This is a genomic window from Pseudoblastomonas marina (assembly GCF_034374265.1).
In the GTDB taxonomy this organism is placed as follows: domain Bacteria; phylum Pseudomonadota; class Alphaproteobacteria; order Sphingomonadales; family Sphingomonadaceae; genus Alteriqipengyuania_A; species Alteriqipengyuania_A marina.
In genome coordinates, this window is sequence record NZ_CP139718.1 from 2,751,948 (window position 1) to 2,767,848 (window position 15,901).

The 15,901-nt window shown below is 67.0% G+C and carries 13 protein-coding genes; 7 read left to right on the forward strand and 6 right to left on the reverse strand.

Annotation, left to right across the window (positions count from 1 at the left end; all coding sequences use genetic code 11):
• Positions 1-64: 64 nt before the first annotated feature.
• Positions 65-994 carry an MBL fold metallo-hydrolase gene (locus T8S45_RS13720; RefSeq protein ID WP_322294126.1) on the reverse strand — a complete coding sequence of 310 codons (930 nt, stop codon included), beginning with the start codon at positions 992-994 and terminating at the stop codon, positions 65-67.
• Positions 991-2,292: an amidohydrolase family protein gene (locus tag T8S45_RS13725; RefSeq protein ID WP_322294127.1), complete on the reverse strand. Its 1,302-nt coding sequence runs from the start codon at positions 2,290-2,292 to the stop codon at positions 991-993. Before T8S45_RS13725 ends, T8S45_RS13720 begins: the two co-directional genes overlap by 4 nt.
• A 97-nt stretch (positions 2,293-2,389) precedes the next feature.
• Here T8S45_RS13725 and T8S45_RS13730 point away from each other — a divergent pair, with 97 nt between their 5' ends.
• The 6 genes from T8S45_RS13730 (at position 2,390) to T8S45_RS13755 (ending at position 10,799) form a co-directional block, all read left to right on the forward strand.
• Positions 2,390-4,435 (forward strand): prolyl oligopeptidase family serine peptidase, encoded by a 2,046-nt coding sequence (locus tag T8S45_RS13730; protein WP_322294128.1) that lies wholly within the window; start codon positions 2,390-2,392, stop codon positions 4,433-4,435.
• 95 nt (positions 4,436-4,530) lie between these two features.
• A complete protein-coding gene (crtY, locus tag T8S45_RS13735) occupies positions 4,531-5,727 on the forward strand; it encodes a lycopene beta-cyclase CrtY (protein WP_322294129.1) in 1,197 nt (398 codons plus the stop codon).
• Positions 5,724-7,268, forward strand: a complete 1,545-nt coding sequence (locus T8S45_RS13740) for a phytoene desaturase (RefSeq protein ID WP_322294130.1) — start codon at positions 5,724-5,726, stop codon at positions 7,266-7,268. The genes crtY and T8S45_RS13740 overlap by 4 nt, the downstream gene beginning before the upstream one ends.
• Positions 7,265-7,846, forward strand: coding sequence for an LOG family protein (locus T8S45_RS13745; protein ID WP_322294131.1), 582 nt, complete (start codon positions 7,265-7,267; stop codon positions 7,844-7,846). Before T8S45_RS13740 ends, T8S45_RS13745 begins: the two co-directional genes overlap by 4 nt.
• An 83-nt stretch (positions 7,847-7,929) precedes the next feature.
• Positions 7,930-8,862 carry a phytoene/squalene synthase family protein gene (locus tag T8S45_RS13750; protein WP_229658033.1) on the forward strand — a complete coding sequence of 311 codons (933 nt, stop codon included), beginning with the start codon at positions 7,930-7,932 and terminating at the stop codon, positions 8,860-8,862.
• A 44-nt stretch (positions 8,863-8,906) separates the two neighbouring features.
• Positions 8,907-10,799, forward strand: a complete 1,893-nt coding sequence (locus tag T8S45_RS13755) for an acetyl/propionyl/methylcrotonyl-CoA carboxylase subunit alpha (protein WP_322294132.1) — start codon at positions 8,907-8,909, stop codon at positions 10,797-10,799.
• Here the strand turns inward: T8S45_RS13755 and T8S45_RS13760 are convergent.
• Both T8S45_RS13760 and T8S45_RS13765 read right to left on the reverse strand, forming a co-directional pair.
• Positions 10,796-12,289, reverse strand: a complete 1,494-nt coding sequence (locus T8S45_RS13760; protein WP_322294133.1) for a glycerol-3-phosphate dehydrogenase — start codon at positions 12,287-12,289, stop codon at positions 10,796-10,798. The genes T8S45_RS13755 and T8S45_RS13760 overlap by 4 nt on opposite strands.
• Complete coding sequence (locus T8S45_RS13765) at positions 12,286-13,554, reverse strand: multidrug effflux MFS transporter (protein ID WP_322294134.1); 1,269 nt, start codon at positions 13,552-13,554, stop codon at positions 12,286-12,288. Before T8S45_RS13765 ends, T8S45_RS13760 begins: the two co-directional genes overlap by 4 nt.
• Before the next feature lie 66 nt (positions 13,555-13,620).
• Here T8S45_RS13765 and dinB point away from each other — a divergent pair, with 66 nt between their 5' ends.
• Positions 13,621-14,757: a DNA polymerase IV gene (dinB, locus tag T8S45_RS13770; protein WP_322294135.1), complete on the forward strand. Its 1,137-nt coding sequence runs from the start codon at positions 13,621-13,623 to the stop codon at positions 14,755-14,757.
• Between the two features lie 7 nt (positions 14,758-14,764).
• Here the strand turns inward: dinB and T8S45_RS13775 are convergent, their stop codons facing one another.
• Complete coding sequence (locus tag T8S45_RS13775) at positions 14,765-15,226, reverse strand: Dps family protein (RefSeq protein WP_322294136.1); 462 nt, start codon at positions 15,224-15,226, stop codon at positions 14,765-14,767.
• Positions 15,227-15,342: 116 nt separating this feature from the next.
• On the reverse strand, positions 15,343-15,891 hold the full coding sequence (locus tag T8S45_RS13780) for a hypothetical protein (RefSeq protein WP_322294137.1): 549 nt from the start codon (positions 15,889-15,891) through the stop codon (positions 15,343-15,345).
• Between the last annotated feature and the right edge of the window lie 10 nt (positions 15,892-15,901).

Below are 15,901 nucleotides of genomic sequence, written 5' to 3' on the forward strand. Positions count from 1 at the left end.
CTGGCGAGCGCGATCGGCAAGGGCGCGATGGATGATCGACCGTCCGGTTTCGACGAATGGTCGTTCAGTCGAGGCAGTGGCGATCCCCCCGACGCGCGACGGCGAAACCGCGTGCGGCGACCTCGCGGCTTTCTGCGCTGTCCGGATCGCGGATCGGGTTGGTGTGGTTGTAATGGATGAATTTGACCTTTGCCCGTTCGGAATCGGGCAGGTCGGCGAGCATCGCCATCGTTGCCGTGACGCGCGGATGCGGGATCTCGCTCATGTCGCGGCCCGGTAGCTCGTCGTCGTCCCAGAAGGTCGCGTCGATGAAGGCGTGGTCGACCGCGGCGATCAGCGCGGGCAGGTTCAGCGGACTTGCGGCGGCGAAATCCTCCCAGCTGTCGATATCGGGGACGTAGAGCGCGGTCTTGCCCGGGCTCATCACGACGAAGCCAACCGTCTCGGAATATTCGTCGCGGTGCGGGACTTCTATCGCCCAAACGCCGAAATGGTCGGTGATAGCCTGGACGTCGCCGCCGGCGAGATCGCGCAACTCGATGTTGCCGAGGTCGACCAGCTGGCTCCACGGGCCGTTGCTCCGCAGGAATTCGGCCATGCGCGGCATCGCGTAAACCGGCACGCCGTCAGCGCCCGCCGCTTCGCGCCCGAGCCAGGCGAGGCCCAGGTAATGGCCGATATGCGCATGGGTCAGGAACAAGCCGTCGATCCCCAGCCCATGGTCGGGCGGAGCCATCTCGTCGAGCAGCGCGAGCTGGTCGGTGATCGCCGGGGTGGCGTCGAACAGGAACCGCTCGCCGCGCGCGCGGTCGACCACCGCGAGCGAGCTCGGCCACAATTCCGGACCATCGTCAGCGGCATTGCCGATCTGCGGCGCACCCGCGTCCTGTCCCGCGCCGAGCACGACGAGTTCGAGGCTGCATTGCGCCGCGTCCTGCGCCGACGCTGCCGAAGGAATTGCGAGCGCCAGCGCGGCGGCGAGGGGACGGATCACTCGACCACTCGACCGCGCACCATCACCCATTCGACCTTTTCGAGCACGGTGACGTCGGCGAGCGGATCGCCGGTCACCGCGATGATGTCGGCCGACATGCCGGGGGCGAGGCGACCGATCTCGTTCTCCATCTCGAGCACCCTGGCCGCGACGGTGGTCGCACTGGCGAGCGCATCGCGCGGGCTCATGCCCTGTTCGACCATCAGCGCGAATTCGCCGGCATTGCGGCCGTGTGCGAACACGCCGGCATCGGTGCCGAAGGCGATCGGCACGCCCCAGCGATAGGCCTTGCCCATGAACACGCGCGCGGTCTCGGCCACGGCGCGGATCTTGTCTTCGACGACCGGCGTGTAGACGCCCTGGCCGAGCCGCTCGGTCACCCCCTTGAACGCCATCAGCGTGGGAACGAGCACGGTGCCGTTGGCCTTCATCGCCTCGGCCGCCGCCTCGTCGAGATAGGTGCCGTGCTCGATCGTATCGATACCTGCGCGCGCCGCCGCCTCGATACCGCGCGCCCCGTGTGCGTGCGCCATGACTTTGAGGCCGAGCGAATGCGCGGTGTCGGCGATCGCCTTCATCTCGGCATCGCTGAAATGCGCCTCGAGCCCGCGCCCCTGCTGGCTGAGCACGCCGCCGGTCGCGGTGATCTTGATGGTGTCGGCCCCGTTCTGGCTTGCGAGCCGGACCTTGGCCGCGCATTCGACCGCGCCGGTGCAGGTGAACCCGCTGTCGAGCAATTCGTTGACCTCGGGCCGGAAGCCGTTGACGTCGCCATGCCCGCCGATGATCGCGAGCGGCGGCCCGGCGGCGATGATGCGCGGGCCCGCGATCATGCCTTCGGCGGTGCCGCGACGCAGCGCGAAGGCGGTCTGCGGTCCGCTCCCGGCCTCGCGCACGGTGGTGAACCCGGCGAGCGCGGTGAGCCGCGCGTTCTTCGCGCCGACCACGACGCCCCATTCGTCGGCCTCGACCGCTTCCTTCCAGTAGTCGCCGCCCGGATCGCCGGTCAGGTGGACGTGGAGGTCGATCAGGCCGGGCATCACCGTCTTGCCCGAAAGATCGATCGTCGGGGCGCCTTCGGCAGCCTCGGCCCAGCCTTCCTCGATACTGGCGATCCGCCCGTCGCGCACGGTGATCGTGCGCGGGCCCTCGAGCGCAGGCTGCGCCGGATCGACGATCACCCGGTCGACGAGGATGGTCTGCAATTCGTCCTGCGCGAGCGCGGGACCGGTGGTCATCAGGCCCGCCAGCGCGGCGATCGGCGCCAGCGTGCGGGCGGCAAAAGCGGTGAACGTCATCGAAAAATCTCCCTCTCTCGGGCGGGGTGATGCCCTTGCCCCGCGCGCGCTGCAATGGCTAAGGCGCAGGCGGAAGATTTCACCGGAGAGGAAACAGATGCTCAAATTGACCAAATCCGCCCTGCTCGCGGGTGCGCTGATCACGCCGTTCACCGCCGCGCAGGCGCGCGTGATGACGGCCGAGGACGTGGCCAAGCTCGAAAGCGTCGGCCAAATCGCGGTCTCGCCCGACGGGACGCGGATCGCCTACACCGTCGCCAGCCTGCCCGACGTCACCAGCGGCGAGGAAGACGGCACCACCCGGCAGGAACTGATGGTCGCATGGGAGAAGGACCAGGCCCGCGCCTACCTGCCCGAAGACATCAGCCCGTCGACGGTCAAGTTCTCGCCCGATGGCCGGATGATCGCCTTCATCTGGGCCAACGACGGTGAAAAGCGCGCCGTGTGGGGCCTGCCGATCGACGGCGGCGCCTATCGCAAGCTCGCTGCGGTCGATGGCGCGCATGTCCGCAGCTACGATTTCTCGCCCGACGGCTCGATGGTCCACCTGCTGGTCGCAGCTGCAGAGGACAAGGACCGCAGCGGCGAGAGCAAGAAGGGCTTCGATGCGGTCGTCTATGAAGAGGAAGCCCAGCTCAACCGCCTGTTCTCGGCCCGGCTCGGCGACGAGATCGACGCCAACCCTCGCAGCGTGACGATCCCGGGTTATGTCTCGGCCTTCCAGGTCGCGCCGAACGGGCAGTGGGCCGCCGTCGAGAGCGCGCCGACCCCGCAGGTCGACGACAGCTACACCTCGAAGCGCGTGCATATCGTCGATCTCGCCAGCGGCGACGTGACCCGCGTGGTCGAGACCCCGGGCAAGATCGGCGACGTCGAGATCGCGCCCGATTCGATGAAGATGTCGATGATTGCCGGGATCGACATGAACGATCCGGCCGCGACCACGCTCTATTACGTCGACCCGGTGTCGGGCGCGATGACCGCGCTCAACGAAGGCGCGGCCGAAGCGGCGGTCGATGCCGAATTCCTCGCCGATGGCCGCCTCGCGGCGGTGATCCACACCGGGGTGATGAGCGATCTGCGGATCTATTCGCCCGACGGTTCGGTTGCGCAGCAGATCGATGGCGAGAACCTTTCGATCAGCAGCATCGAGGCCGGCGGCAATCGCATCGCGGTGCGTGCCTCGACCGCGCAGCATCCGAGCGAGCTCTACGTCTGGAAGGGCGCGATGTGGGAACGCTGGACGAGCCACAACCCCTGGCTCGCCGAGATCGATTTCGGCGAACAGCGCCCCTATCGCTATACTGCGACCGACGGCACCGAGATCGAAGGCGTGCTGGTCCTGCCCGTGGGCGGCGTGCCTGCCGGCGGTGCCCCGCTGATCCTCGACGTCCATGGCGGGCCCGAAGCACATGATTCGAACGGCTGGACGACGGCCTATTCGGGTCCGGGCCAGGTCGCCGCGGGGCAGGGCTATGCCGTGTTCCAGCCCAATTATCGCGGCTCGACCGGCTACGGCGTTGCCTTTTCCAAGGCGCATCAGGGTCGCTACACCGATCCCGAGTTCCGCGACCTCGTCGACGCGAAGCGCGCGCTTGCGGCCGACGGGATCGCCGATGCCGACCGCACCGGGATCACCGGCGGCTCCTATGGCGGCTATGCCACCGCCTGGGGGTCGACCTATTACTCGGACGAGTTCGCCGCGGGCGTGATGTTCGTCGGAATTTCGAACCAGATCTCGAAATTCGGCACCACCGACATCCCCTACGAGATGTATAATGTGCATAGCCGCGCCTGGCCGTGGGACGACTGGCAGAAGATGCTCGAAGTCTCGCCGATCTACCACGTTGACAAGGCCGAGACCCCGCTGCTGATCATGCATGGCGACAGCGACACGCGCGTCGCGCCGAGCCAGAGCTACGAGCTCTATCGCTCGATCAAGGTGCGCAAGCCCGAGACGCCGGTGCGCCTCGTGCTCTATCCGGGCGAAGGCCACGGCAATGCCCGCGCCGCCTCGCGCTACGACTACAATGTCCGCATGATGGAATGGTTCGACACCTACCTGAAGACCGGCGATCGCGACGCCGAGATGCCGGACCCGCGGCCCGAGCTCGATCTCGGCAGCGACGACGGCGAAAGCTGATCGATCAAGGGATTGGATCGAAAAAGGCGCGTTCCGACACGGTGCGCGCCTTTTTCTTTGCGCTCCTTGGACCCCGTGCATAGGCATCTGTCCCCATGAGCAGTCGCGCCCCCGCAAGTATCGTCGACGTCGCCATTGTGGGCGGTGGGCTCGCGGGCGGGCTGATCGCGCTGGCGCTTGCCAACAAGCGGCCCGAACTGCGGGTCCGGCTGTTCGAACAGGGCGCGACGCTCGGCGGCAATCATCGCTGGAGCTGGTTCGAAACCGATCTCGACGATCCGGCGAAGGTGTTGCTCGCGCCGTTTCGCAAGGCGGCGTGGGACGGATACATGGTCGGGTTTCCCGGTTACGACCGCGCGCTCGAGACCCCGTATCGCTCGATGGCGTCGCACGATTTCGACCGCGCGCTGCGCCGCGAACTGCCCGCAGGGGTGGTCCAGGCGGGGACCGAAGTGGTCTCGCTCGCGCACGATCACGTGCAGCTTGCCGACCAGACCCGCATTCCCGCGCGCGCGGTGGTGGATTGCCGCGCCGCCACGCCCTCGCGGCACTTGGCCGGGGGCTGGCAGGTCTTCATGGGGCGGCACCTGCGCACCACCCATCCGCACGGGATCGAGCTCCCCTTCATCATGGATGCGACGGTCGACCAGATCGGCGGCTTTCGCTTCGTCTACGTCCTCCCGCTGAGCGCGAACGACATCTTCGTCGAGGACACCTATTACCAGGACAGTCCGAAGCTCGACCGCGACGCGCTGTCCTCGCGGCTCGACGCCTATTGCGCGGCGCAGGGCTGGGATTACGGCATCGTCGGCCACGAGACGGGCGTATTGCCGGTCGTCACCGGGGGCGATTTCGGTGCCTTTCGGGCGGAGCAGTCCGCACATGGCGGGGTCGTGCTTGCCGGTGCGCGCGGCGGATTCGCCCATCCGCTGACCAGCTACACCCTGCCCTATGCCGCCGGTCTCGCCGGGCGTATCGCCGACAATGCCGACCTCCCCGGCGACCAGCTCGCGGCGTTGATCGATCGCGAGGCGCGCGAGCACTGGCGCGACACGAAGTTCTATCGCCTGCTCGGTCGGATGCTGTTCCAGGCCGCGCGGCCCGAGCAGCGCGTGCGGGTGTTCGAGCGGTTTTACAAGCTTCCCCCGCCGCTGATCGAACGGTTCTATGCCGGCAAGTCGACCCTGCGCGACAAGGCGCGCATATTGATCGGTAAGCCCCCCGTACCTGTATCGCGCGCAATCCCGGCCTTGCTTTCGGCAGGTCGCCCGATGCAAGGGAAGACAAGATGAACGCTCAAGCCCCCGTCCTCGACAAGCCCCGAATCCCCGAGCCCACCGGCAAGTCGGCCTGTGTCGTCGGGGCGGGTTTCGGAGGGCTCGCGCTAGCGATCCGCCTGCAATCGGCCGGGATCGCGACGACCGTGGTCGAGGGACGCGACAAGCCCGGCGGCCGCGCCTATTTCTGGGAGCGAGAGACCGACGCGGGCAACTTCACCTTCGACGCCGGCCCGACCGTGATCACCGATCCCGATTGCCTGCGCGAATTGTGGGCGCTGACCGGGCACGACATGGGCGAAGACGTCGAACTGATGGAAGTGACTCCGTTCTACCGCCTCAACTGGCCCGACGGGACCAATTTCGACTATTCGAACGACGAGGCGCACTTGCGCGCCGAGATCGAGCGCGTCGCCCCGGGCGACAATCCGGGCTACGAGGAATTCCTCGATTACTCGGCCCGCGTGTTCGAGGAAGGCTACGTCAAGCTCGGCCACGTGCCGTTTCTCGATTTCAAGTCAATGCTCAAGGCCGCGCCCGCGCTGGCCAAGAACCAGGCCTGGAACAGCGTCTACGCCATGGTCAGCAAGTTCGTGCAGTCGGAAAAGCTGCGTGAGGCGCTCTCGTTCCACACGCTGCTGGTCGGCGGCAACCCGATGGAAACCAGCGCGATCTACGCGCTGATCCACAAGCTCGAAAAGGATGGCGGCGTGTGGTGGGCGAAGGGCGGCACCAACCGCCTGGTCGCGGGCATGGTGACGCATTTCGAACGCCTCGGCGGGACGCTGCGGCTGGGCGATCCGGTGGCCGAAGTCACGACGATGGGCGCGCACGCCACGGGCGTCGAGACCGCAAGCGGATGGAGCGGCCATTTCGACGCGGTCGCCTCGAATGCCGATATCATGCATTCCTATCGCGACCTGCTGGGCAAGAACGCGCGCGGACAGAAATACGCCAAATCGCTCGCGAAGAAGCGCTTCAGCCCGAGCCTGTTCGTGGTCCATTTCGGCATCGAAGGCGCGTGGCCCGGGATCCCGCACCACATGATCCTGTTCGGCCCGCGCTACGAGGGGCTGCTCGACGACATCTACAAGCACGGCGTGCTGCCGCGCGATTTCTCGATCTACCTCCACCATCCGAGCGTGAGCGATCCCTCGATGGCGCCCGAGGGGATGAGCACTTTCTACGCGCTGGTTCCGGTCGCGCATCAGGGCAAGCTGCCGATCGACTGGGATGAGATGGGCCCCGAGCTCGAGGCGCGGATCCTCGCCGAGCTCGAACGGCGGCTGATCCCGGGTCTGAAAGACCGGATCGTGACCAAGTTTTCCTACGCGCCGAAGGATTTCGCGCGCGATCTCAATGCCCATCACGGCAGCGCCTTCAGCCTCGAACCGATCCTGACCCAGAGCGCCTGGTTCCGCGGCCACAATCGCGACGACGTGATCGACAATTTCTATCTCGTCGGCGCGGGCACCCATCCCGGTGCCGGCATCCCCGGCGTCGTCGGCAGCGCCAAGGCGACCGCGGGACTGATGCTGGAGGATTTGCACGCATGAAGCGTCTCGCCGTCTATTGCGGCTCGGCCACGCCCGAGGACCCGCGCTATATCGAGCTCGCGCGCGAGGTCGGGCGCACGCTCGCGACCCGCGGGATCGGGGTCGTCTACGGCGGCGGTCGATTGGGGCTGATGGGCGCGGTCGCCGATGCCGCGCTCGAGGCCGGCGGCGAGGTGATCGGCGTGATCCCCGAGGCGCTGGTGGGCTCCGAAGTCGCGCATACCGGTTGCACCCGGCTCGAAGTCGTGCCCGGGATGCACGAGCGCAAGAAGGCCTTCACCGACCTCTCGGACGGCTTCGTCACGATCCCCGGCGGGGTCGGCACGATGGACGAACTGTGGGAGGCGGTCAGCTGGGCGCAGCTGGGTTACCACCGGAGCCCGGTCGGTCTGCTCAACGCGTTCGGCTTCTATGACGGACTGCTCGAATTCAACGCCAAGATGATCGAGGTCGGCTTCATCCGGCCCGCGCACCAGGGCATCATCGTCGCGCGTGAGACGATCCCGGAACTCCTGACGGCGATGGCGGATTATGAGCCGCACACCCCGATTTTCGCGATGAAGGCAGACGACCTCTGAAACGACCCCGCTTACTCGCTCCCTCGCGCATCCTGCGAAAGACCCCGTCGGCCAAGGGCGGCGGGCGCAATCGCGATTACCTGGTGCAGGAAAGCTACTGGGCGATCCGCGAAGGCTCGAAGAGCTTCGCCGCCGCCTCGCGCCTGTTTGGGCGCGACACGCGCGAACGCAGCTGGTTGCTCTATCACTGGTGCCGCCGCTGCGACGACCTCGCCGACGGACAGGAGTTCGGTGGCGAGCTGTCCGAGGTCCACGACACAAAAGAGGCCGAGGACAAGGTCCAGGCGATCCGCGCGCTGACCCGCCGCGCGCTCGAGGGACAGCCGACGCTCGACCTCGCTTTCGACAGCTTCGGCATGGTCGCGGCCGAGGTCGGACTGACGCAGGACATGGCCGACGACGTGATCGCCGGTTTCGCGCTCGACGCGCAGGGCTGGCAGCCACGCACCGAGGCCGAGATGATGCGTTATTGCTACCATGTCGCCGGCGCGGTCGGCGTGATGATGGCGCGGGTGATGCAGGCGCCCGACGATGCCTGGGTCTTTGATCGCGCCTGCGACCTCGGGCTCGCCTTCCAGCTCGCCAATATCGCGCGCGACGTGGTCGAGGACGATGCGGCGGGGCGTTGCTACCTGCCGCAGGAATGGCTTGCCGAGGCCGATATCAAGCCGGGCGAACACGCCAAGCCGCACAACCGCTTCAAGCTTGCCGCGGTCGTGGCCAAGCTGGTCCGGATGATGGACCGGCACGCCGATGCCGCGCGGCTCGGCGCGGCTAGGCTCGGTTTCCGCGATCGCTGGGCGGTGCTGGCGGCGGCGCGAATCTATACCGCGATCGGGCGCAAGGTGCTCGACCGCGGCCAGCTGGCGTGGAACAAGCGCGTGGTGGTTTCCGGTCCGGAAAAGCTCTGGCATATCATCGCGGCCTGGTGGGAAGCTCTGCGCAACAACCCGCACGAGCCCGACCAGATGCCGATCTACAGCCGTGAACTGATCCGCCCGCTCAAGGGGTGGTGACGCGCTCGCTTGATGCGGAACGCGGGGGACGCTAGCGCCTCCGCATGATCGAAAAGCTCCTGATCGCCAATCGCGGCGAGATCGCCTGCCGCATCATCCGCACCGCGCGCGTGATGGGGATTGCCACCGTCGCAGTCTATTCCGATGCCGACGCCAACGCGCTGCATGTCCGCAGCGCGGACGAGGCGGTACACATCGGCCCCTCGCCCGCCGCCGAAAGTTATCTCGTCGGCGACAAGATCATCGCCGCGGCGAAGCAGACCGGCGCCGATGCGATCCATCCGGGCTACGGTTTCCTGTCCGAGAACGCCGGCTTCGCGCAGGCCGTGATCGATGCCGGGCTGGCCTGGGTCGGTCCCAAGCCGTCCTCGATCGAGGCGATGGGCTTGAAGGACGCTGCCAAGAAGCTGATGCGCGAGGCGGGCGTGCCGGTGACCCCGGGCTACGAGGGCGAGGACCAGTCGGTCGAGCGCCTGCAGAAAGAAGCCGACGCGATCGGTTATCCGGTGCTGATCAAGGCGGTCGCGGGCGGCGGCGGCAAGGGCATGCGCAAGGTCGATGCTGCGAAGGATTTCGCGGCTGCTCTCGAAAGCTGTCGGCGCGAGGCCAAGGCCAGCTTCTCCAACGACGAGGTGCTGCTCGAAAAGTGGATCACCTCGCCCCGCCATATCGAGGTACAGGTCTTCGGCGATAGCCACGGCAACGTCGTCCACCTGTTCGAGCGCGACTGCTCGCTCCAGCGCCGCCACCAGAAGGTGATCGAGGAAGCTCCCGCGCCGGGCATGGACGAGGCCACGCGCGAGGAAATCTGTGCTGCCGCAGTGCGCGCCGCCAAGGCGGTCGATTACGAGGGCGCGGGCACGATCGAATTCATCGCCGATGCGAGCGAAGGCCTGCGCGCCGATCGCATCTTCTTCATGGAAATGAACACCCGTTTGCAGGTCGAACACCCGGTGACCGAAGAGATCACCGGCGTCGACCTGGTCGAGTGGCAGCTGCGCGTCGCGGGCGGTGAACCGATCCCGCTCGAGCAGGACCAACTGTCGATCAACGGACATTCGGTCGAAGCGCGGCTCTATGCTGAGGATCCGACCACGGGTTTCCTGCCCTCCACCGGCAAGCTAGATCTGCTCGAACTCGACGAGGGCCTGGCGCGGATCGAGACCGGCGTCGAGCAGGGCGACCAGGTCAGCCCGCATTACGACCCGATGATCGCCAAGATCGTGACCTGGGGCGAAGACCGCGACGATGCGATGCTGCAACTCGCGACCGCGCTCCATGCGGTTCGCGTCTGGCCGGTGCGGACCAATGCGGCCTTCCTGCTCGCCTGCCTCAACGACCCGACATTCCGTGCCGGCGAGATGACCACCGGCCTGATCGCCGATCGCGGCGACGCGCTGACCGATGCGCCCGAATTGGGCGAGAATGAATGGCAGGTCGCCGCGCTCAACGAATTCGCGCCCTATTATCTCGCCAGCGAGCAGCCCGGTTCGGGACCGTGGGGTAGCGCCAGCGGTTTCCGCCTCAACCGCGATGGCAGTCCGCGCATCACGGTCCAGCATGGCGGCGAGGCGCGCACGCTCGAGCTCGAGGAATGCTTCAGCGCCACCGGGTTCGCCGCCACGATCGACGGCGGCTCGCTGGTTTACAAGGAAGCCCACCCCTTCCTCTTCAGCCTGCCCGGCTATGCCGGCGGCGCAGCCTCCGCCGCCGACGGCGCGGTCCTCGCGCCGATGCCGGGCAAGGTGATCGCGCTCGACGTGGCCGAGGGCCAGAAGGTCGAGGCGGGCCAGCGGCTGATGGTTCTCGAAGCGATGAAGATGGAGCACGCGCTCACCGCGCCGTTCGACGGGATCGTGACCGAGCTTTCCGCCAGCGAAGGCGCGCAGGTGCAGGTCGAGGCAGTGCTCGCGGTGGTGGAGCCCGAGGGCGACTAACCCCCTTCGCGCATGAACGCCGCAACGCCGTCGCGCTCGGCTCCGCTCATATGCAGGCCGAGCTTGCTGCGGCGCCACAACACGTCCTCGGCGCTGCGCGCCCACTCGGCTTCCTGAAGGTAGGCGATCTCGGCCTCGGTCAGTCCGGCACCGAAGTCGATGCCGAGATCGTCCCAGTTCTTCGCGCCTTCGAGCCACCATTCAGCACGCGTGCCGTAGGCACGCGCGATGCGGGTGGCGTCGGCGGGCGAAAGGAACGGGTACCGTGCGTTCAACTCGGCGATAAATGCCGGCTGCTCGGTCGCGGCGAAGTCGCCGCCGGGCAGTGCTGTCTTCGAGGTCCAGGGGCCGCCTCGGAGCGCGGGCAGACGTTTGGACAGCGCATCGACGGCTTCCTCGGCAAGGTGGCGGTACGAGGTGATCTTGCCGCCATAGACCGACAGCACCGGCGCGCCGTCGGCCTCGTCCGACAGCGGCAGTTCATAGCCGCGTGTCGCCGCCTCGGGGCGTCCCGATCCGTCGTCGACCAGCGCGCGCACGCCCGAATAGGTCCAGGCGATGTCGTTTCGCGTTACATCGCGGCGGAAGCTGCGATTGACGGCGGCGAGCAGGTATTCGGTTTCGCGCGCGTCGATGTGAACGTCTTCGAGCGACCCAGAGTGATCGGCGTCTGTCGTGCCGATCAGCGTGAAATCACCTTCATAGGGAATCGCAAAGACGATTCGCGTATCGGGCTGCTGGAGCAGGTAGGCGTATTCGTGCTCGAACAGTCTGGGCACGACGATATGCGATCCGCGAACCCGGCGGAGGCCGCGCGCGGGGACGAGGCCGGCGAGCCGATCGACGTCGTTCGCACCGGGGCCGCCGGCGTTCACGAGCGCGCGGGCCGAGAACTCTTCGCCGCCCGCTTCGATATGCCACAAGCCGTTTTCGCGCCGGGCCGCTGTCATTCGGCAATGGGTACGGATAACCGCGCCGCGCTCTTGCGCATCGACCGCGTTCAACACCACCAGCCGCGCATCGTCGACCCAGCCGTCCGAATATTCGAAGCCGTGGGTGTAATCGGCCTCGAGCGCCTCGCCCGCGACATGTCGGTCGAGGCGGATGCCATCTGCGCCCGGGAGCGTCCTCCTGCCGCCGATATGATCGTATAGCCACAGGCCGGCGCGCAGCATCCAGCGCGGACGTTGTCTCTCGTCATGCGGCAGCACGAAGCGCATCGGCCGCACGATATGCGGGGCGATCCGCCACAGCACTTCGCGCTCGCCCAGCGCCTCGCGCACGAGGCCGAATTCGTAATATTCGAGGTAGCGCAGGCCCCCGTGGACGAGCTTGGTCGAGGCCGAGCTCGTTCCGCTGGCAAGGTCACGCGCTTCGAGCAGCAGGACCTTCGCACCTCTTCCCGCCGCATCGCGCGCGATCCCGGCGCCGTTCACGCCACCGCCGATGATCGCCAGATCATAGGGGGCGATGTCGTCGGCCTCCGTCACGGCGTCTCCGGTTGGGGCGGACCGAACAGTTCTCCGCGTTCGGAAAAGAGCACGAAAGCGAGGCTGATGACCGCGGTGGCGAGCAATGCCAGCGCGAGCGGCAGCGCCGTCCCGTCATAGGCCTGGCCGATCACCGCGCCGAGCGCGGCGCCGCTCGTCATCCGCAGGAAGCCCTGAGCCGACGATGCCGCGCCCGCGATGTGGCGGAAGGGTTGCAGCGCGATCGATCCGAAATTGGCCCCGATAAAGCCGAGCAGGCTCATGTTCGCGGCCATCAGCGGGACGAAGGTCCACAGCGTCTCGCCCGGCTGGCTCGCGAACCATGCCTGCGCCGCGGCGACGGCGATGAACAGGAACAGCGCGAGGTGGCTCACCCGCCGCGCGCCGAAGCGTTCGACGATCCGCGAATTCGACCAGTTCGCGAGCGCCATGCAGCCCGCGCAGATCGCGAAGATCAGCGGGAACTTGTCGCCTGCGCCGAAGGCCTCTCCGATCAGTTGCTGCGAGGAGTTGATGAAGCCGAACAGCCCGCCGAAGACGAGTGCACTCCCGAGGGTGTAACCGATAGTCTCGCGCAGCGTGACCGCGTGGGTCATGTGGCGGACGATCTTGGGGATGATGATCGGCTGCCGATCTTCCTCGTGGAGCGTCTCGGCGAGGCGGGTATAAACCCACAGACTCATGCCAACGCCGGCGATCGCCATCGCGACGAAGATCATCCGCCAGTCGCCGACGATCATCAGGATACCCTGTCCGATGCTCGGCGCGACAGCGGGCACGAGCAGGAAGATGACGAAGATCAGGCTCATCATTCGCGCCATCTTGTCGCCGCCCACCTTGTCGCGGATGATCGCCGGGGGGAGCGCGATGATCCCGGCCGCGGCAAAACCCTGGATCGCGCGCAGCGTCACCAGCATCTCGAAACTGGTGGCGAGCGCGCAGGCGATCGACAGCGCGATATAGGCGGCCAAGGCGACGAACAGGACGGGGCGGCGGCCATAGCGGTCGGCGAAGGCGCCCGGCACGAGCGTGCCGATCCCCGCGGCGAGCAGGTATGCGCCGACGATGTACTGGCGATCGTTGCCGGCCGCTCCGAGATCGGTGGCGAGCGTGTCCAGCGCGGGGAGAATGGCGTCGATGCCGAACGCATTGAGCGCCATCAGCAGCGCCATCATCCAGATCAGCTCACGTTCGCCGACCGGCTTGCGCTTCGCGCCCCGGGGAGCGGGCCTGGTTTCTCCGCTCGGTTCGGAATTCGTTCGCATGTGCACAAAAGGGCAAGTGCAACCAACGGTTCCGCTTTGCAAGTGCCGACCCTATTCTCGCGTGCGATGGTGCAGATCGATTCCCCCGATATCGAATCCGACGAGGATGGGGAGGCCGCACAAGGCGGCCTGCGCAAGATCATCCATGTCGACATGGATGCCTTTTTCGCCAGCGTCGAGCAGCGCGACGACCCGGAACTGCGGGGCAAGCCGGTGGCGGTCGGCGGATCGTCGGGCCGCGGGGTGGTCGCGGCGGCGAGCTACGAGGCGCGCAAATTCGGGGTGAAATCGGCGATGCCCTCGGTCACCGCCAGGCGGCTGTGCCCCGACCTGATCTTCTGCAAGTCGCGCTTCGACGTCTATCGCGAGGTCTCGGGCCAGATCCGCGCAATCTTCCAGCGCCACACGCCGCTGGTCGAGCCGCTGAGCCTCGACGAGGCCTATCTCGACGTCACAGCCGACATCAACGGGATCGGCAGCGCGACGCGCATCGCGGAGATCATCCGCGCCGAAATCCGCGAGGCAACCCAGCTGACCGCGAGCGCGGGGGTGAGCTACAACAAGTTCCTGGCCAAGCTCGCAAGCGACCAGAACAAGCCCGACGGGTTGTGCGTGATCCGCCCGGGCGAGGGCGCCGCCTTCGTCCAGTCGCTGCCGGTCCGGCGGTTTCACGGGGTCGGGCCGAAGGGTGCCGAGAAGATGGCGAAGCTCGGGATCGCCACCGGCGCCGACCTCGCGGCGAAGGATCGCGAATGGCTGGCCGCGCATTTCGGGTCCTTCGGCGATTATCTCTTTCGGGCCGCGCGCGGGATCGACCTGCGCCCGGTGCGATCGAGCAGGATCCGCAAATCGGTCGGCGGCGAGCGGACCTTTTCCGAGGATATCCACGCTCCCGGTGAACTGCGCGACACGCTCGACCGGATCATCGACATCGTGTGGGAGCGGATCGAGCGCAACGAGGCCCGCGGCAAGACTGTCACGCTCAAGCTCAAGTACAATGATTTCCGCATCCAGACCCGCGCGCGCTCGCTGCCGCGCCCGGTCGATGACAAGGTGATGTTCGCGGAAGCGGCGCGCATCCTGCTCGAGGACGCACTGCCGCTTCCGCTGCCGATCCGCCTGATGGGGCTCACGCTGTCTGGTCTCGAAGGGGTAACGAAGACCAGGCGCGCGAGCGCCGCGGACCAGCTGGACCTGTTCTGAGCGCGGCCTAGGCGGCGATCGAATCGAGGAACCAGGCGCGCTCCTCGGCCATGTCGGTCCAGTCGTCGCTGAGCCCGTCGGTGGCGTTGTCGCCGGCCTTTTCCGCCTCGGCCTTCACCGCGCGAATCTGGTCGACCAGCGTGCGGTTGTCGTCGCGAAGCTCGCGGACCATCTCCTGCGGGTCGAATCCTGTGCGATCCTGGTCGGCGATCTGGGTTTGCTTGGCGATCGTTCCGATCGAGGTGAGCGTGGTACCGCCGTTCTTGCGCACACGCTCGGCGATCGCATCGGTCACCCCGATGATTTCCTGCGCCTGCTCGTCGAACAGCAGGTGCAGGTCGCGAAACCGCGGCCCTTGGACGTGCCAGTGGAAATTCTTGGTCTTGATGAACAATGCGTAGTGATCGGCGAGCAGCTTGTTCAGCTGCTCGTTGACGGCTTTTTTCGAGTTGTCGCCACTCTTGGCCATGATGGGGTCCCTTGTTTCGATTATATCGGTTTCACAAGGATAACGGGCCGGCGGAAAATCGGGTCCATCAATATTTGCGCTGTGGTTGATCGCCATAGACGATGGGCATTCGCCGGCTAATCGGGCAGGGCTTGCCACCCGAGCCAGAGCCCGACGACCAGCAGGACCACGGCGAAAATCCGCCGCCCGATGGCGATCCAGCGCGCGCGCGGATCGACCACGCCGAGCGCGCCGAGGCCAAGCGCCATCGTCCCGCCCGCCGCGCAGCCCATCGCGGCGGGTATCGCCGCGGCATAGGCTGCGCCGATTCCGAAGGCGAGGAAGCGCGCGGCATCGGTGATCTGGTGCGCGATCAGCACGAGGCTCGCCGCGCCGACCGAATGGGTCGGCTCCTTCGGCGCGCGCCCGGGGCGAAGCAGCAGCAGTTCGAGGCCCGAGAAGATCGCCGCCACCGCGCCGATGATATCGCGCGCATCGGGCACCAGCGCCGGGAGCACGTAGCCCGCGCCGTATCCCGCCAACGCCGAAGCCGCCCACCCGGTCACCACCCCGACTGGCAGCGCCGCGCCGTGCCCCTTCGCCGAGAGATCGGACACCAGCACCTGGTCCCGCGCCCCCATGGTGACGAGAAACGCAGCGACGAAAGCGAACATCAGCGCGGCCATGTTGACGCGC

Bases quoted from the DNA above. Each gene is read 5' to 3' on its own strand.
- dinB (WP_322294135.1), top strand. From the start codon at position 13,621: ATGGTGCAGATCGATTCCCCCGATATCGAATCCGACGAGGATGGGGAG.
- T8S45_RS13740 (WP_322294130.1), top strand. From the start codon at position 5,724: ATGAACGCTCAAGCCCCCGTCCTCGACAAGCCCCGAATCCCCGAGCCC.
- T8S45_RS13775 (WP_322294136.1), bottom strand. From the start codon at position 15,226: ATGGCCAAGAGTGGCGACAACTCGAAAAAAGCCGTCAACGAGCAGCTG.
- T8S45_RS13765 (WP_322294134.1), bottom strand. From the start codon at position 13,554: ATGCGAACGAATTCCGAACCGAGCGGAGAAACCAGGCCCGCTCCCCGG.
- T8S45_RS13780 (WP_322294137.1), bottom strand. From the start codon at position 15,891: ATGGCCGCGCTGATGTTCGCTTTCGTCGCTGCGTTTCTCGTCACCATG.
- T8S45_RS13725 (WP_322294127.1), bottom strand. From the start codon at position 2,292: ATGACGTTCACCGCTTTTGCCGCCCGCACGCTGGCGCCGATCGCCGCG.
- crtY (WP_322294129.1), top strand. From the start codon at position 4,531: ATGAGCAGTCGCGCCCCCGCAAGTATCGTCGACGTCGCCATTGTGGGC.
- T8S45_RS13730 (WP_322294128.1), top strand. From the start codon at position 2,390: ATGCTCAAATTGACCAAATCCGCCCTGCTCGCGGGTGCGCTGATCACG.
- T8S45_RS13755 (WP_322294132.1), top strand. From the start codon at position 8,907: ATGATCGAAAAGCTCCTGATCGCCAATCGCGGCGAGATCGCCTGCCGC.
- T8S45_RS13745 (WP_322294131.1), top strand. From the start codon at position 7,265: ATGAAGCGTCTCGCCGTCTATTGCGGCTCGGCCACGCCCGAGGACCCG.